Here is a 25,273-nt window from a genome sequence, read left to right as displayed (position 1 = left end):
ACCGCGGCGATCGGCGCCGGATCGTCACCGCTCGTCGAGCGTGACGTCGCGCCCTTCCCTCCGCGCCGCGATGAGGCTCGCCCCCGTCGCGACGACCATCGAGACGACGATGACGCCGAGCGACATCCACGTCGAGATGTCGGGCGCCCACGCGATGTTCTCGCCGCCGTTGATGAACGGCAGCTCATTCTCGCGCATCGCGTGCGCGATGAGCTTGACACCGATGAACGCGAGGATGAAGGCGATGCCGTAGTGCAGGTACTTCAGACGGTCGAGAAGGTCGCCGAGCAGGAAGTAGAGCTGGCGCAGGCCCATCAGCGCGAAGATGTTCGCCGTGAAGACGATGAAGGGGCTCTGCGTGATGCCGAAGATCGCGGGGATCGAGTCGAGCGCGAACAGCAGGTCGGTCATGCCGATCGCGACGAACACGATGATCATCGGGGTGAACATGCGCTTGCCGTCGACGAGCGTGCGCACCTTCGGACCGTCGTAGTCCTCGCTGATGTCGATCGTACGACGCAGCAGCCGCACGACGACGGACTCCTTCTTGATCTCCTCGTCGTGGTCGCCGCCCGGGAACGCCTGCCTCCACGCGGTGTAGATGAGGAAGGCGCCGAAGATGTAGAACACCCAGCTGAACTGCTCGATGATGGCGGCCCCGGCCAGGATGAACAGTCCGCGGAGGACCAGCGCGATGATGATGCCCACCATCAGCACCTTCTGCTGGTAGCGCCGCGGCACGGAGAACTGGCTCATGATGAGCACGAAGACGAAGAGGTTGTCGATCGACAGGCTGTACTCGGTGAGCCAGCCGGCGACGAACTGGCCGGCGTACTCCCCGCCGGCGAACAGCCACATCAGTCCCGCGAAGATCAGCGCGAGAGTGACGTAGAAGACGACCCAGAGGCTCGACTCCTTGGGCGTCGGAATGTGCGGCCGCTGTGCGATGAGGGCGAGATCGGCGACGAGGATCAGCACCAGAACGATCAGCGAACCGATCTCGAACCAGACGGGGAGGTCCATGCAGGCCTTTCGAGGGGATGACGAAACGTCGAAAGTCTCTCCCCCGTCAGCGGTGCTGCGGCGCGCGCCCGGGAACCCGACGTCGGGCCCGTGGTGACGGGCGCGCGAGAACGGGATACTCCCTCTCGCTGCGACCAGGATACCGGCTTCGAGGATGCCGAGTTCTCTGAGACGATTCGCCGCTCGCGGACACTCATCCAGTGAGAGACGATGAGGACACCATGACCGACCACTCCGGCCTGCGCACCGACGCGGAGCTGGTCGCGGCCGCGGCCGCGGGCAGCGACCTCGCCTTCCGTACGCTCTATCGCTCCTACGTGCGCGCCGTCTACGCCGTGGCGCACGCGCTGGTGGGCACGGCGACCGATGCCGAGGACGTCACGCAGGAGACGTTCCTCGTGGCGTGGCGCAAGATCGGTGGGCTGCAGCTGGAGAGCGAATCCCTCCTGCCGTGGCTCGTCACCATCTGCCGCTTCCAGGCCGCGAACCGCGTCCGGCGTCAGAAGCGCGACCGCGAGCACCTGGCGACAGGAGTCGACGAGACCCTTCCGGCGACGATCGATGTCGAGCGTGCGGTCATCGACGCCGACCTCGCCGATCGGATCGCGGCTCAGCTGTCGACGCTCGGCGAACTGGATCAGGAGATCTTCCGCCTGTGCGCGGCCGAGGGCTACGGCTACCGCGAAGCCGCCGACCGACTCGGCGTCAGTCATGGTGCGGTCCGAAACCGCCTCTCCCGCATCCGCAGCTCGCTGCGCACCACCATCACCTCGGAGGGGTCATGACCACGGAAGACAACGCACTGCCCGAGCTCGCCGACGACCGTGTCGAAGTCATTGAGCAGCGACTCTTCGCCCAGATCGCGGAGGAACGCAGCGCCCAGTGGCAGAAGGCGGAGAGGGAGCGTGCGCGCGCTGTGCGCCGCGGACGTCTCTGGATGGGCGGTGCCGCCGCAGCGGCGCTCGTCGCGGTGTCCGCGATCATCGCTCCGTCCGTGCTGCACGGAGTCTCCGGCTCGTCGGGAGCGTCGTCCCTGACGTCCGTCTCGCTGGAGGGTGGCAGCGCGATCGCCACCGCCCCGGACACCCGCGCCGAGGGCATGAGCGGCGCAGACTCCTCAGGCGGCGCGGCAGCCTCCGCTGGTACTGCTGCGGTGAACACCGCGGACCGGCAGATCGCCGTGAGCGCGTCCGCCACCGTGGACGTGCAGAACGCGGCATCCGCGGCGCAGGCGATCGCGACGGCGGCAGCTGATGCGGGCGGATACGTCGAATCTCAGAGCACGGGGACCTCGCCCGGGCAACCGGCCGCTCCGCTGCCCGACATGGGCAAGATGATGCCCGCTCCGGCGAGCGCCTGGATCACGGTTCGGGTCCCCGCCGATGCGCTGTCGCAGGTCGTGAACGGACTGTCCACGCTCGGCACCGTCACCGCATCGCAGACCGACCGGCGGGACGTGACGACCGAGACCCTCGATCTTCGGGCTCGTGTCAGCGCACTGGAGACCTCCGTCGCACGCCTGACCGACCTCATGAAGCAGTCGAGCTCCACGGCCGACCTCATCGCCGCCGAGTCCGCGCTCTCCGAACGCCAATCGGAGCTCGACTCCCTGCGTCAGCAGTTGACCTGGACCGAGTCGCAGGTCGCCATGTCGACGCTCACGGTCTCTCTGCTGGAGCCGTCCCCCGCCGTGACCGCCGACCCGGCCGGCTTCGGCGATGGCGTCGCCGCCGGGTGGAACGGCCTCGTCGCCACGCTCAACGCCCTGGTCGTCGCGGTCGGGTTCCTGCTCCCGTGGCTCGGCGTGGGGCTCGTCGTCACGGCCGTCGTGGTGCTCGTCGTGCGAGCGCGTCGACGCCGTCACAGCCGACGGAACGCTTCCGCGGAGGGGTGATCGGTTCCACGACGACGGCGGTGACGACAGAAGCCCGGTCCGTCTGGACCGGGCTTCCGTCGTGGTGACCCCAGCGGGATTCGAACCCGCGTTACCGCCGTGAGAGGGGAATCGGTTCCCCCGGAACTGCGTTGCGGACCCCTCGCTGGCCTGTGTTTCCGGGGGTTTCGAGTGCGTCGAGTGCGTCCGACGAGTTCCTGTCGTCAGCGTTCGTTGCCAAGATGTTGCCACGTTGCCGCCGTCAGGAGGCGGCTGTCCGAGGGCGAACCGTGCCTGCCTCACGCGAGACCGTGCCATGCCGCGACTCCTTTGTGCTCCTAGCCTACGCCGGAAAGCCCTCATCGCGCAGGTCTGGCTATATTTCCGAACCGGGAATATAGTGGGCCACATGACAGCGCAACTGCCGCAGCCCGCGTTCTGGATTCTGACGGTGCTGGCCGCCGGTCGGCGGCACGGGTACGAAATCATGCGGGAGGCGTCGGAAGCGTCCGAGGGTCGGGTGGAGCTGAAGGTCACGACCCTGTATGCGGCGCTGGAGCGACTGGAGCGTGAGGGGCTGATCGTCGCCGACGGCGAGGAGGTCGTGAATGGGCGGGCGCGCCGCTACTACCGGATCACCGATGCGGGATCGGGCCGGCTGACGCGGGAGATCGACGTGCTGGCGCGGTCGGTGCGCGCCGCGAGCGAACGGCTGGCTCAGGTTCGGATCGCCACACTGATGCCGACGCTGGCGGAGGCACGATGACCGCGGAGCGGGCTCGGTTCGCACGGCTGTTGCGCTGGTATCCGAAGGGCTGGCGGGACCGCAACGGCGACGTGCTGCTCGGCGCGATGCTCGACGAGGCCGATCGGCAAGGCCGTAGCCGGCCTACCCACGCCGAGTGGTGGTCGGCGGTCGCGCATGGCCTCGGAACCTGGCTGGACCGGAGGCTCGCGTTGGCTTGCGCTGTCGCCGCGTTGTTGTTCGCGGCGCTGGCCGGCATCGTCTCGGCGAGTCCGGTGCTGGAGTGGTTACGTCCCGTTCTGTCTGACGATGGGGTGCGTCGAGGGCTTCCGGTGGTGAGTGCGGCGATCTGTCCGACGCTCGTCGCAGTCGCGGCGGTGTCGTTGGCGCGGCACCGGGGCTGGCTCTCGGAGCCACGTGCCCTGCTCGTGCTGGTCTTGGCGGTGCCGAGCTTCGTGCTCGCTGCACTGGCGGCGGTGTCGTGGTCGGTCGGCTTCGACGCGGCGAACCGCGACGTGCCCGGCGGCTGGTTCGCCGGTGCCTGGGCGTGGCTGGTCGCCACGGGCTTGACGCTGGGTGCGGCGGCGATCACCGTGTTCCTCGCGGCGGTCCTCGGTCGGACCCGACTGCACCCCGCGGCCGGGGTCGGGATCGGACTGCTCGCCGGGGTGGTCGCGGCGCCGCTCATCGGTGCGAGCCTGCTGACCCCGTATCCGGCGGCGGTCGCTGCCGCGAGCATCGCGGTCCTCGCCCTCCTGCCGCTGCGATCAGAGCGCGTCACGCCGCAGGCCGCAGCTGCTCCGCTCACGAGGGGGAACGTGGCCGCGGGCAATCGGAGCTTGTCGCGCGCCCTGGCCTGGCTCGCCACCGCGGGCGGCGCGGTCGGCGTCATCTATGCGCTCACCGGATCGCGTTGGTCGAGCGGCGCGGTGGACTCGACGGTTGCGATGGGGCAGGGCATCACGATCTCGTTGGTGTCTTCGCTGCCGCTGCTCGCCGCGGTCGGCATCGTGCTCGCGGCTCGCTCTCGCCGGCCCCCCGCCCATACCTGGGGTCCGCTGCTGCTACTCGCGCTGTCGTTCCTCGCCGTCGCTCTCGCTTACGTCGGCGCGCCGAGCTGGGACCGGATGGCCCTCGGATTCGCCGCCGGCTCGACCCTGGGCGGTGCAGCGATCGCGTGGTGGGCCGCGACCCGCCTGCGCGGGCCAGTCGCCGCCCGCATCGTGATCGCCGTCGCCGTTGGCATCGGCTACGCGGCGCTCCAGGGCATGCTCATCGCACCTCTGCTGTCCTTCACCCTGCCGCTGGTCGCAGCCGCGTTCGCCATCTGGGGGCCGCGCAACAAGGGTGGGCGCGCCCGCATCGTCACCCAGGGAGGGGGTACCGGCTATGGGACCGTTCCGCAGGCCTGAGTACGGGCAGTCTCCGGTCGGGCGACGGTGGGTGGCAAGCGTAGTTGCGGCAGGCGTCCTGGCGTTGAGCGTCGCGGGGTGCCGGGGTGTTCCGCTGCATTCGGGCGAGCCGGACAGGGCAGACACGATTCCTGTTGTCGGCGGTGAGTGCGAACTCTCGTGGTGGCTGAGTCCTCTCGCCGATGACGTCCCCGACGACGCCTGGCGGATTGCCGAAGAGCGTCTCGCAGTTGCAGAGGTGAGCCAAAGCCGCTGGGACCAGTGGCGCACGATCCTCGAATCGGACCCGGACATCAACTGGACTTCTGAGGGTCTGCTACAGGGGCACGCCTACCTGGAGGCGGTGCGAGCGGATGTCCGAGCGGCTCTGGAGGAAGCCGGATACCCCGACACCAACCGAGTCATCGAGGTCTACTCCGACATCGCGTGCTCTGAATAGCGGGCGAATCCGAGTCCTTCGGAGGACGCTCGGTCCTCATCCTCGCCGCTTCGTTCCTCTGCGCCGGTTAGAGGCCGGGAGCATCGCGCTCCGGCCCATCCGGCTTCCTGCTCGCCACCGCCCCCGCGCCGTGGCGGTGGTTCCGCTCCACCTCGGAGTAGAGGCACCGGCGACTATAGGCTCAACCTGGCACCGTGACCGGCTGAGGCCCGGTCCAAGTCGTGGCTACGCTGGTCGGGTGAGTCCACCACGCACCACCGGAACGAGGCGGCTGCGCGTCGCCGCGGTGCTCCAGCTCGTCCAGGGTGCGCTCATGGAAGGGCTCCCGTTCCTCGGACTCCTGGTGCTGCTGGTGCTCGGCGTGGACCAGTCGACGGTGACGGAACGCGCTCGCGTCTTCGCGTTGCCGTACCTACAGGACAACCTCTACCTGATGATGGCGATCAGCGGCGTCTTCGCCGCACTGCGCGTGGCGGGAGCGATCGGCCTGCTGAGGGACCGCATGTGGGGTCTGGCACTGTCCGTCATCAACTGCGGTGTGACGCTCGCTCTCATGATCTTCATGCTCCCCGCGGGAATCCTCGACGGTCTGCTCTCCGGGAGCGCCCTCGTCCTGATTCTGACGGCATGGTACGGACCCGCCACTATCGGGGTCAGCAGGCGCGGTAACAGCCAGGAGTGAGCCGCCGATCGCGCTGGCTACAGGCTCGGCCCGAAGTCGCGCTCCGGTCCCGTCCTGCCGTGGTCGGTTGACGGCCGGTACTCGCCGAGTTGAGCGGCTCGCGCGTCGCGTGCGGCCTGGGCGCGCTCGGCGGCTTCCCGCTTGGCCTCGGCACGAGCAGCAAGTTCGCGGACGAACTGCGCGGCCTCGGTGACGGGCAGCGCCTCGATCTGCGCGAGGTCGTGTCTGGCCTGCTCCGCCCGAGCGCGCCAGCCGGCAGCGCGGGTGCTGATGGTGCTCGGGGTGACGGACCCGAGCACCGTCCGGCGCAGGCCGGTGGACTCGCGCAGGTGCCGCTCGGCGAGGCGGCTCTGTTCTCGGTGGGTCTGCTCCGCCTCCTGCCGCGTCTCGGTCACGCGCGGGTCGGCGTCGGCCTGCTTCCCGGCGACCGTCTCAGCCCACGACTCCACGCCACCCGCGCCGGTAGGCAGGCCGCCCCAGCGCCGCCGCACCGCGTCCTCCGTCGCGCGATGCGTGTCTGCGGCCTCCGTCGCCGCGCGGCCAGCGGCGCGCTTCCGCAGCCGCCCGGCCTGGCCTCGCGCTGTCTGCGCCTCCCACATCCGCTCACGGCTGGTGAGGTAGGCAGCACCGTCCGCGGTGGCCTGCTCGATCAGCGGTGCCGCGACCTCGGCACGCACCTGGACGGCGCGAGCGTCCGCGGCTGTGACGGCCTCCTGCTGTTCGTCGGAATCGGCCCGGTGCGCCTGGCGCTGCCGGTCGAGCACCGTCAAGACCTGCTCCCACTTCTCCGTCTGCCGGCTGGCGCGCTCGATCTGCTGGGTCAGGCGGGCGCGCTCGGCGTTCACGAGACGCACCGGCCCATCGGCCGCGAGCCCGGCCACGGCCTCGCGCGCCGCCTGAGTCGCGGCGACCAGTCCCCGGTCGGCACGATCCCGCTCGAGCGCGCCCACGAACTGCTCCCGCGCGTCGTCCACGTCCGCGGCGACGACATGGAGCCGGTTCTTCTCCTGGCCGCGCGTCATGCCGACGTAGACGCCGGCCGCGTCGAGCGCGTCGGAGAGGACTGTGTGCGACGCCGGGACGGTCGCGCCCTGGACCCCGTAGGCGGTGGAGGCGTAGGCGAGGTGCGTGTGCTCGGCGACGTACTCGGGCGGGAGCCTGACCGTACGCTGCCGCTTCCGCCCGGTGCCGTTCTCCTTCGCCCACACCGTCCCGTCGCTCTCGACAGCCTGAACGGTCCAGGTTTGACGGTTCGCCACCTGCACGTCGGAGTCGTTCTGGCGTGTCTGGATCACATCGCCTCGGCCGATGCTTAGGCCATCGCTGCCGGTCGTCGTGCTGCGGCCGTCGACCAGTCCGGTGCGCGCCCGCTCGTCGCGGATGCGCTCGTTCAGCTCGCGCGCCTCGTCGTTCGTCGCGGTTGTGATCGCGTCGCCGTCGTGTGCGTCGCGGGCGATTGCCTCCTGTACGGCCTCGGTGCTCTCGTGCAGGACGACCAGGCCGAGGGCGTGCAATCGGTCGAACAGTAGCGCCGGATTCTCGCCCCGGCGCATCTGCACGGTCAGCACCGCGTACTCCGGGTCGGCGAAGCGATGCACGGTCGTCATGTCGAACGTGCGCCCGGCGAGCTGCGCGGCCATGTCGAGCACGCCGCCGCGCCCGACCGCTGGGAGCTGCGCCCGGTCGCCCACGAGCGCGAGGGTCGCACCCTGCTCGTCCGCCACGGTCAGCAGCGCGAGTGCGGTGTCCTGGTCGAGCATCCCCGCCTCGTCCACCACGATCCGCTCACCACGGGTCAGTCGAGCGGCTGCGGTCGGGCCGGTGTAGGTCGCGCCTGTCTCCGGGTCGGTGTCGCCCGCCGCCAGGCGGGTCCATGCGCCGTCCTGGTTCCAGCGCCAGCCGTGCTCGTGGACGAGCTTCGCCACGCTGTCAGTGGGCACACCGAGTTCCTGGGCGGCCACGTCCGCGGCCTTCTTCGTCGGGGTCACGACCCGCGTGCGCCGGCCCTGGCCCGTGGCCGCTTCGATCGCCACGCCGAGCATCGTGGTCTTGCCCGCGCCGGCCGCGCCCTCGACCACCACGAGCGGGTCGGTCCCGGCGACCGCAGCGGCGGCCTGCGCCTGCTCCGGGTCCAGGCCGGCGTCGCGCGCCAGGCTGGTCACGTCAGGCGTCTGCCCGTTGCTGGCCGTTGCGCGGGCGGTCAGCCTGTCGCGCAGGTTCGTCTCGACCGCGACGACGTGCAACGTCGTGAGGTGCGCGACGTGCTCGGGCTGCACCATGTCGGGCGGCAGCACCGACAGGCAATCCTCGGCCGCGAGCCGGGTTGTGATCGCAACGAAGTCGCGCAGCGCCTCGGGGGTTGCGCGCACTCCAGCCTCGGTGATGATCCTGGTGACGTGCTCCTGAACGTCGTGCATCGTCCACGTCGATGCGCTGGCCGCGCAACGGTCGAGTGCACGCAATGCGACCTGTTGCACGCGCAGCTCGTCCAGCGCCACCGGCGCGTTGGGGCGCACCCTCGGCGGGTCCGGCGTGTAGCCGGCCTCCGCGAGCTCGATGCGCCAGGCGGCCTCGTCCTTGAGGGTGGCCGGCTTCTTGGCCGGCCGCTCGTGATCCCAGGCCATCGCCTCCAGCCGGCCACGGACGACCGGGCCGGGCTCCTGCCCCGGATGCGCCGCCTCCCACTCGGCGCGGAACCGGGCAAGGTTGCGCTGCACCTGCGTCGACCGCTTGCTCATCACGGCGTTGTAGGGCTCCAGTTCCGCAACCTCGCCGGTCACCGGGTCCAGCGTCAGCCCGTGCGCATCGAGCACCTGCGCGAGCTGGGGGTGCGCGGCGATGACTGCGGTGCCTAGGGCGCGGATCGCGCCCTGCTGCCGGAACAGCGCCGCGGTGTCCAGCCCGCGCCAGCCGCCTGCGGCCCATACGCGGGTGCCGATCTGGAAGTGGATATGCCGGTGCGGGTCGCCGGCCCGCGACGTGTGATGCACGACGGAGACGGTTTCGAGCTGCTGGACCGGCACGACTTCCTGCTTCCCGCGCGGGCCAATCCGGGTGACGCTGTGCTCCCCGAGCCAGCGTCGGATCTCGGCCACCGCGTCCTGCTGCGCCACGTCCAGCGCCGCCGACACCTCCGGGTGCAGGGCGGCGGCGATCGACAGCGACTTCGGGGCGTTCACGACCATCTCCGCGAACCGCGGGCTGCCCTGCTTGCCCTCCCCCGCCTTGCGTGGCGTTCCCATCGACTCCCCGGTGAGCGGGTTCGTCCAGTCCACCCAGGCCGCGTATTCGTCCGGGGTCAGCGCGCCCTCCCCGATTACAAGGCCCTTCCCGTCAACCACGGCGAACTCCGCGATCGCCGTGCCGCCCTCCAGGTAGTAGTCGTCGGCACGGGAGCGGTCGGACTCCAGGTAGCGCAGCGCGGCCGCGCCAGTGCCCCGGAACAGGATCACGCCGCCCTTCATGGCTGCCTCACTCTCATCTGAGATTCTTGCAACTACCTACGGTAGCATTCGTGCATTCAGGAGGGAAGCGGGGAAGGCGAGAGTTTGGCGTGACTGTGAGGGTGCGAGTGCGGGTCAGCGTTATGAGTCGGTTGCGGGGCCGATGGGGAGTCCGAGTTGGTAGGCGAGGATGACGGCTTGGATGCGGTCGCGGAGGTCGAGCTTGGCGAAGATGCGGTTGATGTGCGTCTTGACCGTCGCAGGTGACAGGTGCAGCCTCGTGCTGATTTCGCCGTTGGAGAGCCCGAGCGCGATCGCGTCAAACACGTCGCGCTCTCGGGGGGACAGGACCGACAGGGGTTGATCGACTGCGGCTGGCTGGTCGCGGCCGGTGTAAGCGTCGATGAGCTGGCGGGTGATCCGCGGGGTCACGATCGCGTCGCCGCGGGCGACGACGCGCACGGCGTCCACGAGTTCTTGATGCGTGGCGGTCTTGACGAGGAAGGCGCTGGCTCCGGCACGGAGCGCGCCGAAGGCGTACTCGTCCAGGTCGAAGATGGTCAGCACGATCACGCGGCTTTCCAGCCCGCGGTCGATGATGCCGCGGGTGGCCTGGATGCCGTCCATGCCAGGCATCCGCACGTCCATCAGAACGATGTCGGGTTCGAGCTGGACGGCCTGCTGGATCGCCTCGTGCCCGTCGGCGGCTTCGCCGATGATGCGGATTCCGGGTGCGGAGTCGAGCACGAGCGCGTTGCCCTCGCGGGCGAGCGGTTGGTCGTCCACGACGAGCACGGTGATGTCGGATGGTTCAGGCATCCGCCGCTCCGATACGGAGTGTGGCGTGGGTGCGCCAGCCGCGACCCGGCAGCGGGCCGGCTGTGCTGTCCCCGCCGTGGCGACGCGCCCGCTCGCGGATGCCGGTCAGTCCGTGCCCGACCTCCGGCTCGGCGCGGGAGTGGAGCCCGTCGTCGGTGACCTCGACCGCGACCTCATGCTCGGTCGCGGTGACGGTGACGGCAGCTCCTGTTGCGCCGGTTGCGTGGCGGAGCGTGTTGGTGAGGGCTTCCTGCACGATGCGGTAGACCGCGATCCGCAACGCCGGGTCGTCGGGCAGCGGGCGACCGTGTTGGGCCAGCTCGACGTGCAGGCCGGCGTCGCGGTAGGTGACGGCGAGTTCTTCGAGGGTCGGCAGGTTCGGCCCGGACTCGTGCAGGCTGCCGTCGAGGTCGGCGTCTGCGCCTCGGAGGATGTGCAGGACACGGTGGATGTCGGTCAGGGCGTCCCGGCCGACGACGGTGATCTTGCCGACCGCGGCGCGCGCCCGCTCGGGGTGGGCGCTCCACCCGGCGTCGGCGCCGTTGGCGAGGGCGATCATGACCGAGATGGAGTGCGCCACCACGTCGTGCATCTCGGCGGCGATCCGCGCCCGTTCCACGCTGGCGGCGTTCTCGATGCGCTCGTTCACGAGCTGGGCGAGTGCCACGCGGCGTTCACGGCGGCCCCGCACGACGAGCCCGATGACCAGGGCGATGAGCGTGAACGGGTCAAGGAACCCGACCAGGGGCGGGGTTGTGCCGCTCAGTGAGTACGGGATCGTCGCCAGCACGGTCGAGGCGACGCCGACGCCGTACCCGATGAAGGCGCGAGTCGGGGGCTGGAGCGAGGCGACGGTGTAGAGGGCGAAGGCGAACGGGATCATCGGATAGCCGAATCCCGGCTGCGCGAGCGGACTGGCGGCGCACGACACGGCGACGACGACGAGCATCGTGAGCGGCCATCGGCGGCGCATCAGCAGCGCGGCGGCGGTGATCGCCAGCAGCGGGTATCCCCACCAGCCGACATCGCCTGCCCGGTAGATCATCGCGATCAGATGCGGGACGCACGCGGCCAGCACCACGACGACATCGACCACGATCGGGTGCCGTCGCAGCCAGGCCAACGGCGGCCAAGGCGGGCGCTGCAAGTCGGCGAGGCGCACGCGCAGGCTCTCGGTCATGCCCGGCCTCCTCTCGCGCCCGCGACGTGTCGATCGCCGTGCTCGACCCGTCTTGTCTATCCAGTCTGCGTGAGATGACGGCGAAGCGCCCTGTGCGCGAAGATCCCACCGACGACCAGCGCCGCCAGGAGCGCGATGATCCCGGCCGCGATCGCCGGTCCGATGAGTCCGGTGGCGTCCGTGAGAACCATGATGATCGCCGCCACACCGGACGCCGCCAGCAGGAGGCCGCCGCCGATCAGGAAGGGAGCGTAGCCGCGGTGCGCGGCGTCCCAGGCGTCTCTGCTGCTTAGCGCCGCGCGGGTGCGGTAGCCGAGGACGAGGTTGCGGGGAAACCGCCCGGCAAGACAGGCGAGGCCCCACCAGGCAGTAGCGATGCCGGTGAGCAGCGCGATCGCCGGGCCGAGGAGTTCGACGATGGATGCTGACACAACGTTCTCCTGTTCGTTGGTTCAGGCGTCCCGCGCGCGGAGCGTGACCGCGGCCGCCGCCCACAGCGCGACGACCCAGGCCAGCAGCACGAGGTAGCCCTGCCAGGGCTCCAGCGGCGCGGTGGTTTCCAGGTCGGAGATGAGCATCCGGCCTGCGGTGGTCGGGAAGTACGCGGCTGTGTCGCGGATGAACTGGACGGGGATGGAAGACACCACAGAGGGCAGGATCGTGACCAGCGGCAGCGTGACGGCGAGCCCGGCGATCACGTTGCGCAGCAGCATCCCGATCGCGGTGCCCAGCGCGGCGATCGCGGCGAGGTACGCGCCCGACCCGAGCGCCAGGACCGCCCCGGTGGACAGGTCGATCGGGTAGTCGATCCCGGCAGCGGGCAGGAACGTGAGCGGGATGCTCAACGCCAGGCCCGCGCCGACCGTGCCGAGCCCGAAACCGAGGACCGCGACCGCGACCGTCTTGGCTGCCAGCACCGGCAGCCGGGTCGGGGCGGCCAGCAGGGAGAGTTTGATCTGTCCCGACCCGTACTCGCCGGTGGCCGCGAGCACAGCGATGACGGCGATGAGCACCTGAGCCCACAGCACGCTATCCACGAACTGCATCGGGCGTGCCTCGATTAGCTGCCCGGCGAACCTCGGGTCGGTCAGCCGGGACACCAGCGACAACCCTTGCAGCAGCCCGGAACCGACGATCATGACGAACGCCACGGCGACAAGAATCCAGTTCGAGCGCAGCGTGGTCAGCTTCACCGTCTCGGAGGCCATCGCACCCGCGAGGACGGGCCGGCCACGACCCAGGGACGGGGCGGAGGTGCTGAGAACAGACATGGAGGTTTCCTTTCGTCACACGTCGCGGGCGCGCAGCAGGACGCCCGCGATGATGGTCGCGCCGGCCATCCAAGCCAGCAGTACGAGATACCCGCCCCACCAGGACAGCGAGGCGTCGGGATTGTCGGGGAGGAACACGAGCTGTCCCGCCGGGGTCGGCAGCCACGCCGCGGTGCGCTGCACCCATTCGATCGGGATCAGGCTCACCATCAGCGGCGCCACCGTGAACAGCGCCGCGACGGTCAGCGTCGCGCCGACGAGATTGCGGATGATCGCGGCCACCGCGACCGACAGCGCGGCGATCGCCGCGAGCTAGAGCCCCGCGCCGGCCACAGCCCGCACCGCGACCCACGCCTCCGGGGGTGCATCCAGCAGCAGCGCGTTCCCACCGAACGCGACCGCCGCGCCCGCGACCCCGGCGACGGCGGCGGGCATGGCGACGGCGAGCTGCTTACCGAGTAGGACCGGGATGCGGGTCGGCACGGCCAGGAACGTCACCCGAGCCGACCCGGAGGTGTATTCCGAGGCCAGGAACACCACGGCGGGGATCGCCACCAGTAGTTGCGCCCACGACATGCTCCCCAGCACGTCCTGGGCCGCGACGCCGGCAGACAGGCCCGAGTCGGCGCGGGCGGCGATCGCCGGCAGCATCCCCATCACACCAAGGCCGGCCACGACCGCGCCGAACACCGGGAGGTTCGAGCGCAGCGTGACGAACTTGATCCACTCGCCGTGCAGCACCCGGCCGAAGCTCACCCGCCCGGCCGCCATGTCAGGAATCGTGATCGTCACGGCTGCTCGTGCCCGTCGCCTCGTACTCCACCGCGCCGCGGGTGAGCTCGATGTACGCCTCCTCGAGTGTGCGGCCCACCGGCGTCACCTCGAACAGCACAATGTCGTTCTCCGCCGCGATCCGGGCGATGTCCTCCGCCTCCAGCTCGCCGATGTCCATCGTGTCCTCGCCGCGGACGGTGAACGTGCCGCCCGCGCGCGTCAGGAGAAGTTTCAGATCGTTCAGCCCGGCCGTGCGCACCCGCACCGACTTGCCGTGGGTCAGCGCGTCCACCGGAGTATCGGCGAGGATGCGGCCCCGCCCGATTACGATGACGTGCGAGGCGACCAGCGCCAGCTCGGTCAGCAGATGCGAGGACAGGAACACCGTCCGACCCTCGGCGGCAAGGCCGCGCAGCAGCTCCCGCATCCAGGTCACCCCGTCCGGGTCCAGACCGTTCACCGGCTCATCCAAGATCAGCGTGCCCGGATCGCCCAGCAGCGCGACCGCGATCCCGAGCCGCTGCGACATCCCGAGGGAGAACCCGCCCACTCGCTTGCGGGCGACTGAGCCCAGTCCGGCGAGGTCGATCACCTCGTCCACCCGCGCCCGCCCGATGCCGTGCGTCGCGGCGACCGCACGCAGATGATCGACGGCCGTGCGCGAACGGTGCGCGGACTTCGCATCCAGCAGCGCCCCGACCTGACGAAGCGGCAACCGCAACTGCGCGTACCGCTGCCCGTCGATCAGCGCCTCACCCGACGAAGGCCGGTCCAGGCCGACGATCACCCGCATCGTCGTGGACTTCCCCGCGCCGTTCGGCCCCAGGAACCCGGTCACCCGACCCGCTGGCACCTCGAACGACACGTCATCGACGGCCAGCTTGCCGCCGTACCTCTTGCTCAAAGAGCGAACCTCGATCGCCACAGAAGCCTCCTCAATCGCCTGTCACTCGACGCTAAGGACGACGGGATGCTGCCAACTGCCAACCACGGGTTGATCTTCTACCGGCCCTATCCGATACCCCGCTGCAAGCGTCGCGGGGCTCGGGTCCACAATGCCCTTGATGGCAGTTCAGTCGGGCTGAGGGCGCAGACGCCTGGCGTTCGTGCGCTCGATTGTTGAGGCGCGGGTTATCCTCGGTGTCGCCAGCGGTTGATGCCGACTCCGATGAGGGTGACGGCGACGCCGATGAGCAGGACTGGTGACTCGAACGCGAGGGCTGCCGCTGCGCCGGCCAAGGCTGCGAGCAGCACGCCGTCCAACGCCCAGGTCATTCTCACGGCTGCGCCGAGGTCGCCCATTGGTGTCGGGATCGGGGTGAGCAGCGCGGGCGGGAGTGGGCCTTTCAGGGCGTTGCCGACACGGGCGATGAGGGCGAGCAGCCCGAGCGCGAGCGAGCTGACGATCGGCGCGGCGGCTCCGATGCCGGCGACGATCGAGCACACGACGACGACCGCGAGCAGCACGACGACGGTGACGGCCAGCGGAAAGAGCGTGTGGCTGGCGAGCAGATGTTCGTCGCTGATCCCGTACAGGGGGAAGTCTGCCGCGACGCTTGCGGCGTGCCGGATGCCGTCGGTGAGCGGGCCGAGGCCGGCGAACAGGATCAGGCCGGCTGCGGCTCCCAGCGCCCAGCCCGGCGTGGCGGGCGCGAAGGCGAGCGTGATGAGCGTTCCGGCTGTGGCGAGGGCGAGGATGCCGACGATGAGCCGGCCCGGTGTTCGGACAGCCCCGATCGCGTCGCGGATCAGGAACACCGCTGACCGATGCCGGATCGGTCGCACGGCGCGGAGGCGGCGACCCAGGTGGGGCCGTCCCTGGTAGATCGTCGCGGCAGCGCCGAAGTCCATGCCGGTCGCGTGGGTGGTCGCTGAGTCCCAGCGCGCGGCCTGGGCCGTCAGCTCCACGAGGCCGAGCCGGTTCATCAGCACGGGCACCGCGGCGACGAGTGCGGCGGTCAGCGCCGTCAGCGCGACGAGGGTGTGCGGCGAGCCGCTGCCGGGATATGCGAGCCCGACCCACCCCCAGGGGGTGAACGGCTGCATGACCGGGACGGCGGCGGTGACCGCCCCCAGCGCGAGGACGCCGAGCGCAACCGGCACCGCAGCGCGCGGGAACACCTGTCCGGCGAGCCAGACGACGGTGGCGATGATGCCGACGAGCGCACCGGCCGCGATGAACATCGCGGCACCGAGCGGGTCCGCCAGTCCGCTGCTTGTCAGGCTGCCGCCGATCAGCCCGGCGGCGAGTGTGGTCAGCGCGGTCACAAGCGCGCCGGCGCGCAGCACCGGCCCGCGGAACGTGTCAGACCGGGGCAGGTCGCTGGTGGCGAGAGCGTGGGTCGGGAACGGGGGCAGCAACGCTGGGCCGCGGTCCCGGCCCAACAGCAGCGCGCCCGCCCACAGGCCCGCGGCGGCGAGCACCGTGACGCCCGGCGCGGCGGCCGAGGCGAACACCGCAATCCCTTCCGCGCTGGATACGCTCAACCACACGGCCCGCGCGACCGGCGCCACGGTCACCAGGGCGACCATGACGGCCATGTAGACCAGGAACGCACGATCGCCGCTCGTGCGGACGTTGCGCGCACGCCAGATCCCGATCGCCGCTGATGCGCGGCTGGTCATGCCGCCGCATCCAGCCAGAGCGTGCGGTCGGCCAGCCCGTCCGCGAGGACCGGACTGTGTGTGGCGATCACGAGGGTCGCACCGTCGTCGCGCCTGGCACGCAGCACACGGATCACCGACTCGACATGCTCCGGGTCCAGCCGTTGCTCCGGCTCATCGAGGATCAGCACCTCGAACGGCCGGGCCAGCACCAGTGCGATGCCGAACAACTGCGTCTGCCCACTCGACAGCTCGTGCGGGAACCGCCGTCCCAGCGAGGTCAGGCCCAGCTCTGCGACCACGCCGCGCGCAAGCTCCGCCGCCGAGTCCGGGTCATCCAGCCACGTCGTTGCGACCAACAGGACGTGATCGAACACCGTGAGGTCAGGAGCCATCGGCGGCAGCCCGCTCATCGCGGCGACCCGGCGACGGAAACCACGGTCACGCTCGACCACGGCTCCGCCGTCGATCCGAACCGCCCCGCTCGACGGCTTCTGGGCACCGGACAACACGCGCAGCAACGTCGATTTACCTGTGCCGTTCCTGCCGCGCACGACCAGCGCCTCACCCCGCTGTGCCATCACCGAGACGGGCGCGAGGAGCGTCACATCACCCGCAGTCACGCCTACCTCGTTCACCTCGATCATGTGACCATCCTCTCAGGCCAGGGAATCTCGACCGAACTGGATGGGCTATCGGCCCAGCTATCCGCCCATCCGATACCTGCTACAAGCGTCGCGGGGCCCGGGTCCGCAATGCCCTTGCGGCTTGCGGACACGGGCACCGGGACGCACAATCTCGAATCGGATGCGGCCGCCACCGCACCTCCGGCGCGGCGTAAGAAAGCTAGGCCGCCGTTAGCGTCGATTCATCAGCGAGAGCCCGCCTATTGCGGGGTCGAGACGCTCCGACCACGACCGGGCGTGACGCCGGCCTCAGCGTCCCAGGCCGGGCGGGTCGCGGCGCGGCGGGTCGGTGGAGGCCGGCCGGAAAGGTCGTAGCCTGGTCGCGCGGTCGCGCAGGCTTCGGAGGATGCCCTGTCGCGGTGGCGGGGCGAGCGTGTCGAGGATCACCCGGCGGTGCCGCTGCTCGTCGGCCAGCGCCGTCGCGTCGGCGCTCGGATGACCGGCTGCGGCCTCGATCATGCCGGCCGCGTCGTCCTGCAAACGCCGGTAGGCGGGCGCGGTGGCCGGGCTCAGATAGCCGGGCCGGGCGCGGGCGGCGTCGAACACGGCCCGGTCGTGGGTGTGCTCGCCGCGTCGGTCTTCCTCATCGGCATGTGCGCGGCCGCGTTCGGTCTCGCCCGGCACGCCTTCATGACCACCCGAGTGCCGCAGCACTACCGAGCCCGCGCGCTCTCGCTGCTCGGTGGATCCTTCCGCCTGGGCATGTTCGTCGGCCCATTTCTGGGCGCGCTGCTCCTCGGTCTCACCGGCACGGAGGCCTCGGCATCCTGGCTCTTCGCGGCCTGCCTGGTCGCCTCGGTGCTGCTCGTGGGCCTCGGCCCCGACCCCGAGACCAAGCTGCAGGAGCAAACAGTGCCCCGCGGCGGCACCCCGCGCGGCGAGCCGCGATCCACCAGCGAAACCGCCGACACCGGTGAGGCGGTGACCGGCGGCATCACCCTGCCCGCGGATGGCAGGCCCGGGGTGTTTCGCACGATGGTGCAGCATCGCGGGGTGCTCTCGCGCCTCGGCCTCGCCGCCGCCTCGCTCTCGGCGGTGCGGTCGGCGCGGCAGGTGGTGCTGCCGCTGTGGGGCGTGTCGCTCGCGCTTGACGCGCAGACCATCTCGCTCGTGGTGGGCATCGCGGGCGCCATCGACTTCGCGCTGTTCTACGCGAGTGGGCAGGTGATGGATCGCTTCGGCAGGCTGTGGGCGGCGTTGCCCGCAATGCTCCTCATGGGTAACGGCTTCATCGTGCTCGCGTTCACGCACGACGTGCCGCAGGCGACGATGTGGTTTGCGATGTTCGCCGCGGTGATCGGGGTCGGCAACGGGCTTTCCAGCGGCATTCTCCTCACCCTCGGCGCAGACGTGGCGCCGAAGGGCGACCCGGCCCCGTTCCTCGGCTCGTGGCGCACGCTTACCGACGCGGGCGGGGCGACGGCTCCGGTGCTCTTCTCGGGCATCGCCGCGATCTCGACGCTCGGGGTCGCGACCGCAGCCATGGGCGTGATTGGTCTCGTCGGCGCGCTCGGTTTCCTGCGCTGGGTGCCGCGCTACATCAAGCGGCCGCCCGCGAAGTAGCCGGAATTTCGAGCGACAGGGGTGGATCGGGGCGCCTACTCGCGCTCCCCGAGTCTGGCCCTGATCAGGTCGCGGGCGGTGAGCTGATGCTCACGTTTGCCATAGTGATCGGCGGTGAGCCCCGATACGAACACCCCCGGATCGATCTCGAGCGCGGTGGCGATGCGGATCAGCGACTCCACCGTGGGGCTCGACACCCCGCGCTCGATCTTGCCAATCGTCGTCCAGTTGATCAAGGAGAGCTCGCCCAGATCTTCAAGCGAGATGCCGAGTTCGTGTCGCGCGGCCCGAAGGCGGCGGCGAGTTCCACGGCGGCGTGGGAGTGAGAGGTGGGCACGGCTCAAGCGTGCTCGCCTCGAACGAAAAAATCTAGTGCGGAGATGCACACAGTACAAAAAAATGTGACCCACCTGTGAGTCTTGCAGGGGGAGACCTCGCCGCGTGGGGTTTCGCTCCCATAGACTGGAATCCCGCATGAATGTATCGCGGACGCATCGCTCAGCAGCATCAGCAGAGCAGCGGCGAAGCACTGAACAGCCGAGATTTCCAGCGAGGGGCCCCGTCGACCGTGAGCACTAACGATCGTTCCGAGCGTCTGCGCATCGTCATTGGTTGCGACACCTTTGCGCCAGATGTCAACGGAGCCGCCCGCTTCGCCGAGCGCCTTGCCGCCGGCCTCGTCGAGCGCGGCCACGAGGTGCACGTGATTGCCCCCGGGTTTCGGTGGCGCCGATCCACCCCTCGCGTGGAGTCGATCGAGGGCGTGCCCATGATGCTGCACCGCCCGCCCGCCCTGCGCTGGTACCCGCACGATTGGCTGCGCTACGTGCTGCCGTGGCGCGCGCGGCACTATGCCAGGCAGGTGCTCGATCAGGTTCGGCCGAATGTCGTGCACATTCAATCTCACATTGTGATTGGCCGGGCGCTCTCGAAGGAGGCGCAGAGGCGCGGCATCCGCATCGTCGCCACCAACCACGTGATGCCAGAGAACGTGCTTGACTTCACCCTGCTGCCAAAGTGGGCCGAGCGCTCCTTCGTGCGTTGGGCCTGGCGCGATGCCGACCGCGTGCTGAACCGGGCGAGTGCGCTCACCACGCCCACCCGCCGGGCCGCGGCTTTCCTCGAGCAGAACACGAGTCAGCGCGACGTGCTCGCGGTCAGTTGCGGTCTCCGTGCGTCCAACTACACGGCAGACCTCAGCCCGCGCGCGCGAAATCGGCTCGTCTTTGTGGGGCGGGTCACCCTCGAAAAAGAGATCGACGTGATCCTGCGCGCCCTCGCGCGTCTCGACCCCGACCTGGGTGTGACGCTCACGATTGTCGGCGATGGCGATCAGCGTAAGAGCCTCGAGAAGCTGGTGATTGAGCTCGGGTTGGCCGGCCGTGTGCACTTCACCGGCCGGGTCAGCGACGAGGAACTGCGCCGTCACCTCACCGAAGCGAGCATCTTCGTGATCGCGTCGATCGCCGAGTTGCAGTCGATCGCCACGATGGAGGCGATGGCATCGGGCCTGCCGATCCTCGCCGCTGACGCGGTGGCCCTGCCGCACCTCGTGACCGACGGCGAGAACGGGTTTCTCTTCCAGCCCGGCAACGTGGAGGAACTTGCGGCGAAGATCACACACGTGCTCGGCTTTAGCGACGAGGAGTACCTGCGTATGCAGCAGGCCTCGCTCGATGCGGTGAAGGTGCACGACCTCGATCGCACCCTCGACACCTTCGAGCGGTTGTATCGCGGCGAAGCCGCAACGGCCTGACCGGGCAGCGCGTCGTGCACATCCTCATCGTCACCGACCAGCATCCCGACTCGCTCGGCGGGGCGCAGGTCGCCATTCGCGCGCAGAGGTGCGCGCTCGAGCATGCTGGGCATCTCGTCACGATCGTCGCGCCTGCCGCGCCAACCACGCCTCGTCGGGGCACCGCCCGGCAGGGGGCCGAGTCGACAGACGCGGGTGCTCCGGTTCGCGAAACAGCGGTGGATCCGGTACGCCCGGCAGTCGACAAGCTCCCCGCGGGTTCGATTATTGCGATCCCCTCGCTCCCCATCACCCGCGACCGCGAGTACGCGATGAGCTGGCCCGGCGCCCGCACCGACCGGGCGCTTGCCGCGGTGCTGCGAGGTCTGCCTCCGGTGGACCTGGTGCACCTCGAGGGTGACTTCTGGGGGGCGCTGATCGGGCTGCGCGCGGCGCGTGGGCTGCGCGTGCCCGTGCTGCACACGCTGCACAACAACGTCGACGAGGGAACCCGTGCGGTGACCCCACTCGCGCCGATCGTGTTTCAGGGGCTGCGCCTGTGGCGCGCGCTGGCCCTGGGCAGGCCGCGTGGGGCAGTGGATCGCGATGCCCGAGGGGCGTGGCGGTACCTGGCTGAACTCGCCGCAGAGGCGACGGTTGTGTCAGCCCCGTCGAAGCACTTCGCCGATCAGCTGATGCGGCGCGGGGTGGCGCGCGAGGTGCTCGTGACCCGCAACGGGGTTGACGACGAGCTCATCGCCGCGGTCCGAGGGGCGCCCCGCGCGGAGCGCAGCCGCCCGAGGCTCGTCTGGTTGGGCCGCATGAGCCACGAGAAGCGGGTGCTGGAGTTTATCGATGCGCTGGCGCTGTCGCGCGTGGATGCCGACGTCACGCTGTACGGGGCCGGGCTGCTGCTGCCGCAGGTTCGGGCGCGCGTGGAATCGCTGGGTCTCTGGGATCGCGTCACGCTCGCGGGCCCCGTGCCGCACGAGGCAGCGCTCGCCGCGATCCGCGATGCGGACGCACTCGTGCAGACCTCGATCGGGTTCGAGACGCAGGGGCTCACCCCATTTGAGGCGGCGCTCGTGGGCACCCCGACCATCTTCTGTGACCCCGCGATCGCTGCCGATGTCGCGGTCACCCCGTCGTGGCTCGTGGCTGACTCATCGGTGGAGTCTTTGGCCGCGACCCTGGCCGAGTCGGTGACGTCGCTCGCCGCGGCGCCCGGCGAGCTGCGGGTGCCGTTCGCGCAGGCGCGAGAGTTTCTGCAGTCGGCGCAGTCGGAGCGGCTGCTGGAGGTCTACGAGCGGGCCCGCGCGGCGCGCAAGCCGTAACTCCGGTCGGAGATTTCACTCCGGCGCTCGTTGTCATAGAGCAGCCGGTCGCGGCAGTAGACGCGGACGCGGACGATCGCGGGGAGGGCTTCGAGCGCGGCGACGACCTCGGGCGAGCCGGCCAGGGCCGTCTCGTGCGCCTCGGGCGGGGTCCACCGTGCCGACAGCGGGTTCTTCGCGGCGAGGAAGCGTTGCTCGGCGGCCAGCCGCGACACCGAGGCGGGCGTGCCGACGGTGACGACCTCGACCCGGTAGCCGGCCTCGGCGAACCGGGCCGCGGTGCCGGTGACCATCGCCGGATCGCGGAAGGTGCCCTCCAGCAGCACGGGATAGCGGTGCTCGATCGCATGGTCGAGGGCGAGGCGGATCAGCCCGGCCGAGGTGGGCGCGGTCGCCGCGGGCATCCCCAGCGGGTCGTCAGCGACCAGGCTCCGGTAGCCGGGGTGGTAGCGGCGCAGGTCGTCGCCGGTGATCGAGACGAGTTCGGGGTGCTCGGCGCGGATCGCGGCCTGCCCGCGGGTCTTGCCCGCCGCCGGCTGCCCGCCCAGCAACACCAGCATCGGTGCGCCGGTCGGGATGGGCGGGAAGATCGCCGCACGCACGGCGAGGTCGAACACCTGCCGCAACCGCGCCTCGGACGCGGCTTCCGGTTCGGTCACGCGATCCGGGCTTCGTCCTGCCCGGTGAGGACGTGCGCCTCGTCCAGCCACGCCTGCTGCTGCGCGATCAGGCCGGCGCGGTCCTCGGGGTTCAGGGCGGCCTGCTGCTGGTCGACCAGGCGGACCCGCGCGGCCCAATGCTCGCGCTCGGCCTCGTCGGTGGCGGCGAGCTGGCGTTCGATCAGGACGGCCGACAGGCTCGTGGCGGTCTGCGCGGTGATGTCGTAGAGCACCACGTCATCGACGTGGCGGGCGTCGTACCAGGCGCGCAGCGACTCGGCCGGGATGGTTCCGGGGATCGTCACGCTCATCAGGTCACCTCCGCTTCGTCTTGTCTCATCCTACCGTGGACCCCCTCGCCCGGACCCGCTCCCTGCCGTTTGCGGGGTCGGGACGGAGGCCGCAATGCCCGAGCGCAGCGAGCGGCTTGCAGCAGCCGGCACGATCCCGCACGCTGAAAGAGCGGGTGTGGGTGGTCTGGACCGTGATACCGGCCCGAGAAGTACAACTGATCATTCTCTTGGCGGGAACACGACCCTGGTGACTCGCTCTCCTTCCCTCGCCTTCAGAAGCTCCTGGGCGTGACATCAGGGAACCTCGCCACGCATCTGCGCAAGCTCGAAGACAGTGGGTACATCCGTGTTCGCAAAGTCCTCGAAGGACGTAGCCCTGTCACCTACATCGGACTGACCGAGGACGGACGCACCGCTTTCCGCGTCTACAAGAAGAACCTCCGAGCACTTCTCGAAGACCCGATGTAATCGTGTCGGCGCCAGAACTCGAGCCGTGGCCGTCAGAAGCTATCCGGCTCGGCCTTGGCGTCCGGGTGGGAGCAGTCCGCGGGCGCGGGCGCGGGTGACCCAGCCCTGCACGGTCTTGAGGGGAACGCCGCTGATGTCGGCCATCGTCGCTGACGGGTTGGGGTCGCCCCGGCCGGCGAGCCGGCCATGCTGGAGGGCGACCAGCTCGTAGAAGTCGGGGGTCTTCTTCGGGTCGCCCAGCGCGTTGAGCAGGTCGCGCTCGGACACCTTGCGGCCAGACGGGAGGACGATCTTGCCGCCGGTGATCGTCTCGGTGCGCGTCATGGCGAACAGCCGCTTGTTGATCGCCGCCTCGATCCGCGCGGTCGGCAGCTCGCGCAGCAGTTGGCTGGTGATCGGGTCGCCCGGTCGCCACGGGAGGTAGATGACGCCGGTGATCCGTACCTCCTCGGGCACGGCGAACATCTGTCTCTGGAGGCGGATGAGCACGCGGGTCGCTGTGGCGGTGTGCTCGATGTAGCGCCAGCGCCCGTCGATCGTCTCGTTCGCCTCGGAGTCGAGCTGCGCCTGCCGGTCGGCGTCCGTCACAGCCTGGTCGTTGTAGCCCAAGATCGCGTCGATCTGCTCGCTCGCGTCGTCGTCCCGCTCGCCGGGGAATCGGGACGCCAGGTGCCACCCGTCGGGCAGATCAGCGCGGACGATCAGGCCGTCGTAGGACTGATCGCCGGGGCGACGCGGGGGTGCGGGCATATTCCGAGTGTAGCGAGTCTGAGAGTTATCTAAGGTACTTGCGGCTATCCCTGGTGTGTGATGTAATCTGAGATACCCGCAAGAGTCTCAGCGGGTTTGGTGTCGGAAGGAGGCCGCGATGGGCGAGGATGCCGAGGCCGTCGTGCAGACCGGGCCGGCGCCGCTGTTCTACTCCGAGGAGGAGACGGCCGCGCTGCTCGGCATCCACCGCACAACCCTTCGCACCCTCGCCCTGGACGGCCGCGCCCCGGTGGAGCCGATTCGGCTCACCCAGCACAAGCGCGTCTACCGCCGCGTCGACGTCGAGCGCCTTGCCGGGCTGCGGCAGTAGGACGGGGCGGACATGGGAAGCATCGAGTCCTACGAGACGGCCAAGGGCCGTCGCTATCGGGCGCTGTACCGGCGACCCGACAAGAAGCAGACGCAGAAGCGCGGCTTCACCACCAAGAAGGCCGCAGAGCTGTTCCTGGCGACCACAGAGGTCGACATCGCCCAGGGCCGCTACCTCGACCCGTCCCTGGCGCGGGTGACCGTGGCCGACTGGCTCCAGACCTGGCTGGCAGCCAGGGGCGACCTGCGGGCGACGACCCGCAGCCGGGTCGAGAACATCATCAAGAAGCACATCGTTCCCGAACTCGGTACCATCCCGATCGGCAACCTCGCCCGCCTGCGAGTGCAGGAGTGGGCCTCGGCGCTGCCCGGCGCTCCCGCGACGGTGCGGAAGATCGTGAACGTGCTCTCGGGTGCCCTGCGGTTCGCGGTCGAGGACGGGCGGCTGCCCTCCAACCCGGCGCAGCGGCTCAAGCTCCCGAAGCCGACGAAGGCGCGCAAGCGGTACCTGTCCCACGATCAGGTCGCCGCGCTCGCCCAGGCGATCGACCAGGCGAAGGACGGCCGCGAGTACGGCTACGGCCTCGTCGTGCTCGTGCTCGCCTACTGCGGGCTGCGGTGGGGCGAGCTGTCGGGGCTGCGGATCGGCGACCTCGACCTCGACGCGAAGAACCCGCGGCTGACGGTCGAGCAGACCGTCGTGGCCGACAAGGGCTACCAGCGGATCGAACCGCCGAAGGACTACGAGCACCGGAGCATCCCGATCCCGGCGTTCCTCGTCGGGCTGCTGCGCGCGCAGATCGCCGGGCGCCCCGCCGACGCCCCGGTGTTCTACGGCATCCGCACCGGCACCTGGCTTCGGAACCACGTCTACCGGGTCGGCTGGTTCGATGACGCGGCGGCTGCGGTCGGGATCAAGGGCCTCACGCCGCACGAGCTGCGGCACACCGCCGCGTCGCTGGCCGTCAGCGCGGGGGCGAACGTGAAGGCCGTGCAGCGGATGCTCGGGCACGCCTCGGCCGCCGTGACGCTCGACGTGTACGCCGACCTGTTCGATGACGACCTGGACAGTGTTGCCACGGCGCTCAACGCGGCCGCGATGCAATCAGATGTTGCCAATCTGTTGCCAAAGGCCGCATAGAGCCCTCTCGGACCCCTACGGCGGAAACGCGAAAACCCCCGGATGACCG

The 25,273-nt window shown here is 70.1% G+C and carries 26 protein-coding genes and 1 pseudogene; 12 read left to right on the top strand and 15 right to left on the bottom strand.

Features of this window, described 5'->3' with window-relative positions:
* Positions 1-24 precede the first annotated feature (24 nt).
* Entirely contained in the window at positions 25-1,023 is a 999-nt protein-coding gene (locus tag AS96_RS02415; protein ID WP_036285280.1) for a TerC family protein, read from the bottom strand.
* A 221-nt stretch (positions 1,024-1,244) separates the two neighbouring features.
* Here AS96_RS02415 and AS96_RS02410 point away from each other — a divergent pair, with 221 nt between their 5' ends.
* The 6 genes from AS96_RS02410 (at position 1,245) to AS96_RS02385 (ending at position 6,174) form a co-directional block, all read left to right on the top strand.
* Positions 1,245-1,808 (top strand): RNA polymerase sigma factor, encoded by a 564-nt coding sequence (locus AS96_RS02410; protein WP_036285277.1) that lies wholly within the window; start codon positions 1,245-1,247, stop codon positions 1,806-1,808.
* Complete coding sequence (locus tag AS96_RS02405) at positions 1,805-2,917, top strand: DUF4349 domain-containing protein (RefSeq protein ID WP_036285275.1); 1,113 nt, start codon at positions 1,805-1,807, stop codon at positions 2,915-2,917. The genes AS96_RS02410 and AS96_RS02405 overlap by 4 nt, the downstream gene beginning before the upstream one ends.
* Positions 2,918-3,305: 388 nt before the next feature.
* Entirely contained in the window at positions 3,306-3,662 is a 357-nt protein-coding gene (locus AS96_RS02400; protein WP_036285272.1) for a PadR family transcriptional regulator, read from the top strand.
* Entirely contained in the window at positions 3,659-5,053 is a 1,395-nt protein-coding gene (locus AS96_RS02395; protein WP_036285270.1) for a hypothetical protein, read from the top strand. The genes AS96_RS02400 and AS96_RS02395 overlap by 4 nt, the downstream gene beginning before the upstream one ends.
* Positions 5,054-5,117: 64 nt before the next feature.
* Positions 5,118-5,492 (top strand): hypothetical protein, encoded by a 375-nt coding sequence (locus AS96_RS02390; RefSeq protein ID WP_155947511.1) that lies wholly within the window; start codon positions 5,118-5,120, stop codon positions 5,490-5,492.
* A 238-nt stretch (positions 5,493-5,730) separates the two neighbouring features.
* Positions 5,731-6,174 (top strand): hypothetical protein, encoded by a 444-nt coding sequence (locus AS96_RS02385; RefSeq protein WP_231477053.1) that lies wholly within the window; start codon positions 5,731-5,733, stop codon positions 6,172-6,174.
* A 17-nt stretch (positions 6,175-6,191) separates the two neighbouring features.
* On the opposite strand, the gene mobF is transcribed toward AS96_RS02385, so the two are convergent.
* The 10 genes from mobF to AS96_RS02335 form a co-directional block, all read right to left on the bottom strand.
* Positions 6,192-9,638 carry a MobF family relaxase gene (gene mobF, locus AS96_RS02380; RefSeq protein ID WP_036285266.1) on the bottom strand — a complete coding sequence of 1,149 codons (3,447 nt, stop codon included), beginning with the start codon at positions 9,636-9,638 and terminating at the stop codon, positions 6,192-6,194.
* Between the two features lie 120 nt (positions 9,639-9,758).
* Positions 9,759-10,436, bottom strand: a complete 678-nt coding sequence (locus AS96_RS02375) for a response regulator (RefSeq protein WP_036285264.1) — start codon at positions 10,434-10,436, stop codon at positions 9,759-9,761.
* Positions 10,429-11,616: a sensor histidine kinase gene (locus AS96_RS14635; RefSeq protein ID WP_051498724.1), complete on the bottom strand. Its 1,188-nt coding sequence runs from the start codon at positions 11,614-11,616 to the stop codon at positions 10,429-10,431. The genes AS96_RS02375 and AS96_RS14635 overlap by 8 nt, the downstream gene beginning before the upstream one ends.
* A gap of 56 nt (positions 11,617-11,672) precedes the next feature.
* A complete protein-coding gene (locus AS96_RS02365) occupies positions 11,673-12,047 on the bottom strand; it encodes an SdpI family protein (protein ID WP_036285263.1) in 375 nt (124 codons plus the stop codon).
* 21 nt (positions 12,048-12,068) lie between these two features.
* Positions 12,069-12,887 carry an ABC transporter permease subunit gene (locus tag AS96_RS02360; protein ID WP_036285261.1) on the bottom strand — a complete coding sequence of 273 codons (819 nt, stop codon included), beginning with the start codon at positions 12,885-12,887 and terminating at the stop codon, positions 12,069-12,071.
* 15 nt (positions 12,888-12,902) lie between these two features.
* Complete coding sequence (locus AS96_RS02355; RefSeq protein ID WP_036285249.1) at positions 12,903-13,169, bottom strand: hypothetical protein; 267 nt, start codon at positions 13,167-13,169, stop codon at positions 12,903-12,905.
* Positions 13,170-13,199: 30 nt separating this feature from the next.
* The gene (locus tag AS96_RS02350) at positions 13,200-13,679 is read right to left on the bottom strand and encodes a hypothetical protein (protein WP_155947510.1); all 480 of its coding nucleotides are present in this window, start codon (positions 13,677-13,679) and stop codon (positions 13,200-13,202) included.
* On the bottom strand, positions 13,660-14,565 hold the full coding sequence (locus AS96_RS02345; RefSeq protein ID WP_231477051.1) for an ATP-binding cassette domain-containing protein: 906 nt from the start codon (positions 14,563-14,565) through the stop codon (positions 13,660-13,662). The genes AS96_RS02350 and AS96_RS02345 overlap by 20 nt, the downstream gene beginning before the upstream one ends.
* 227 nt (positions 14,566-14,792) lie before the next feature.
* On the bottom strand, positions 14,793-16,286 hold the full coding sequence (locus AS96_RS02340; RefSeq protein ID WP_036285243.1) for a hypothetical protein: 1,494 nt from the start codon (positions 16,284-16,286) through the stop codon (positions 14,793-14,795).
* Positions 16,283-16,912, bottom strand: a complete 630-nt coding sequence (locus AS96_RS02335) for an ABC transporter ATP-binding protein (protein WP_036285240.1) — start codon at positions 16,910-16,912, stop codon at positions 16,283-16,285. Before AS96_RS02335 ends, AS96_RS02340 begins: the two co-directional genes overlap by 4 nt.
* A 432-nt stretch (positions 16,913-17,344) precedes the next feature.
* Here AS96_RS02335 and AS96_RS02330 point away from each other — a divergent pair, with 432 nt between their 5' ends.
* On the top strand, positions 17,345-18,514 hold the full coding sequence (locus AS96_RS02330; RefSeq protein ID WP_231477050.1) for an MFS transporter: 1,170 nt from the start codon (positions 17,345-17,347) through the stop codon (positions 18,512-18,514).
* Positions 18,515-18,549: 35 nt separating this feature from the next.
* Here AS96_RS02330 and AS96_RS14855 read toward each other — a convergent pair whose 3' ends face one another.
* Positions 18,550-18,858, bottom strand: coding sequence for a helix-turn-helix domain-containing protein (locus tag AS96_RS14855; RefSeq protein WP_231477049.1), 309 nt, complete (start codon positions 18,856-18,858; stop codon positions 18,550-18,552).
* A gap of 134 nt (positions 18,859-18,992) precedes the next feature.
* Between AS96_RS14855 and AS96_RS02320 the strand changes: the two genes are divergently transcribed.
* Together AS96_RS02320 and AS96_RS02315 are read left to right on the top strand one after the other, a co-directional pair.
* Positions 18,993-20,270: a glycosyltransferase gene (locus tag AS96_RS02320; RefSeq protein ID WP_081767951.1), complete on the top strand. Its 1,278-nt coding sequence runs from the start codon at positions 18,993-18,995 to the stop codon at positions 20,268-20,270.
* A gap of 14 nt (positions 20,271-20,284) precedes the next feature.
* On the top strand, positions 20,285-21,583 hold the full coding sequence (locus tag AS96_RS02315; RefSeq protein ID WP_036285237.1) for a glycosyltransferase: 1,299 nt from the start codon (positions 20,285-20,287) through the stop codon (positions 21,581-21,583).
* Here the strand turns inward: AS96_RS02315 and AS96_RS02310 are convergent.
* Positions 21,550-22,242 carry a zeta toxin family protein gene (locus tag AS96_RS02310; protein ID WP_051498722.1) on the bottom strand — a complete coding sequence of 231 codons (693 nt, stop codon included), beginning with the start codon at positions 22,240-22,242 and terminating at the stop codon, positions 21,550-21,552. The two genes, AS96_RS02315 and AS96_RS02310, sit on opposite strands and share 34 nt — an antisense overlap.
* Entirely contained in the window at positions 22,239-22,553 is a 315-nt protein-coding gene (locus AS96_RS02305; RefSeq protein ID WP_036285235.1) for a hypothetical protein, read from the bottom strand. Before AS96_RS02305 ends, AS96_RS02310 begins: the two co-directional genes overlap by 4 nt.
* Positions 22,554-22,796: 243 nt before the next feature.
* On the opposite strand from AS96_RS02305, the pseudogene AS96_RS02300 reads away from it, so the two are divergent.
* Positions 22,797-23,003, top strand: a pseudogene (locus AS96_RS02300) (transcriptional regulator); the annotation flags it as partial.
* Positions 23,004-23,042: 39 nt separating this feature from the next.
* On the opposite strand, the gene AS96_RS02295 reads toward AS96_RS02300, so the two are convergent.
* Positions 23,043-23,753 carry a hypothetical protein gene (locus AS96_RS02295; RefSeq protein WP_036285232.1) on the bottom strand — a complete coding sequence of 237 codons (711 nt, stop codon included), beginning with the start codon at positions 23,751-23,753 and terminating at the stop codon, positions 23,043-23,045.
* 118 nt (positions 23,754-23,871) lie between these two features.
* Between AS96_RS02295 and AS96_RS02290 the strand changes: the two genes are divergently transcribed.
* Complete coding sequence (locus tag AS96_RS02290; protein WP_036285229.1) at positions 23,872-24,084, top strand: helix-turn-helix transcriptional regulator; 213 nt, start codon at positions 23,872-23,874, stop codon at positions 24,082-24,084.
* Positions 24,085-24,096: 12 nt separating this feature from the next.
* On the top strand, positions 24,097-25,224 hold the full coding sequence (locus tag AS96_RS02285; RefSeq protein ID WP_036285226.1) for a site-specific integrase: 1,128 nt from the start codon (positions 24,097-24,099) through the stop codon (positions 25,222-25,224).
* The last annotated feature ends 49 nt before the right edge of the window (positions 25,225-25,273 follow it).

This window comes from Microbacterium sp. MRS-1 (genome assembly GCF_000585455.1).
Classification (GTDB): Bacteria; Actinomycetota; Actinomycetes; order Actinomycetales; family Microbacteriaceae; genus Microbacterium; species Microbacterium laevaniformans.
The sequence above is the reverse complement of the archived record's forward strand: the minus strand, read 5'-3'. Positions and strand labels throughout refer to the sequence as shown.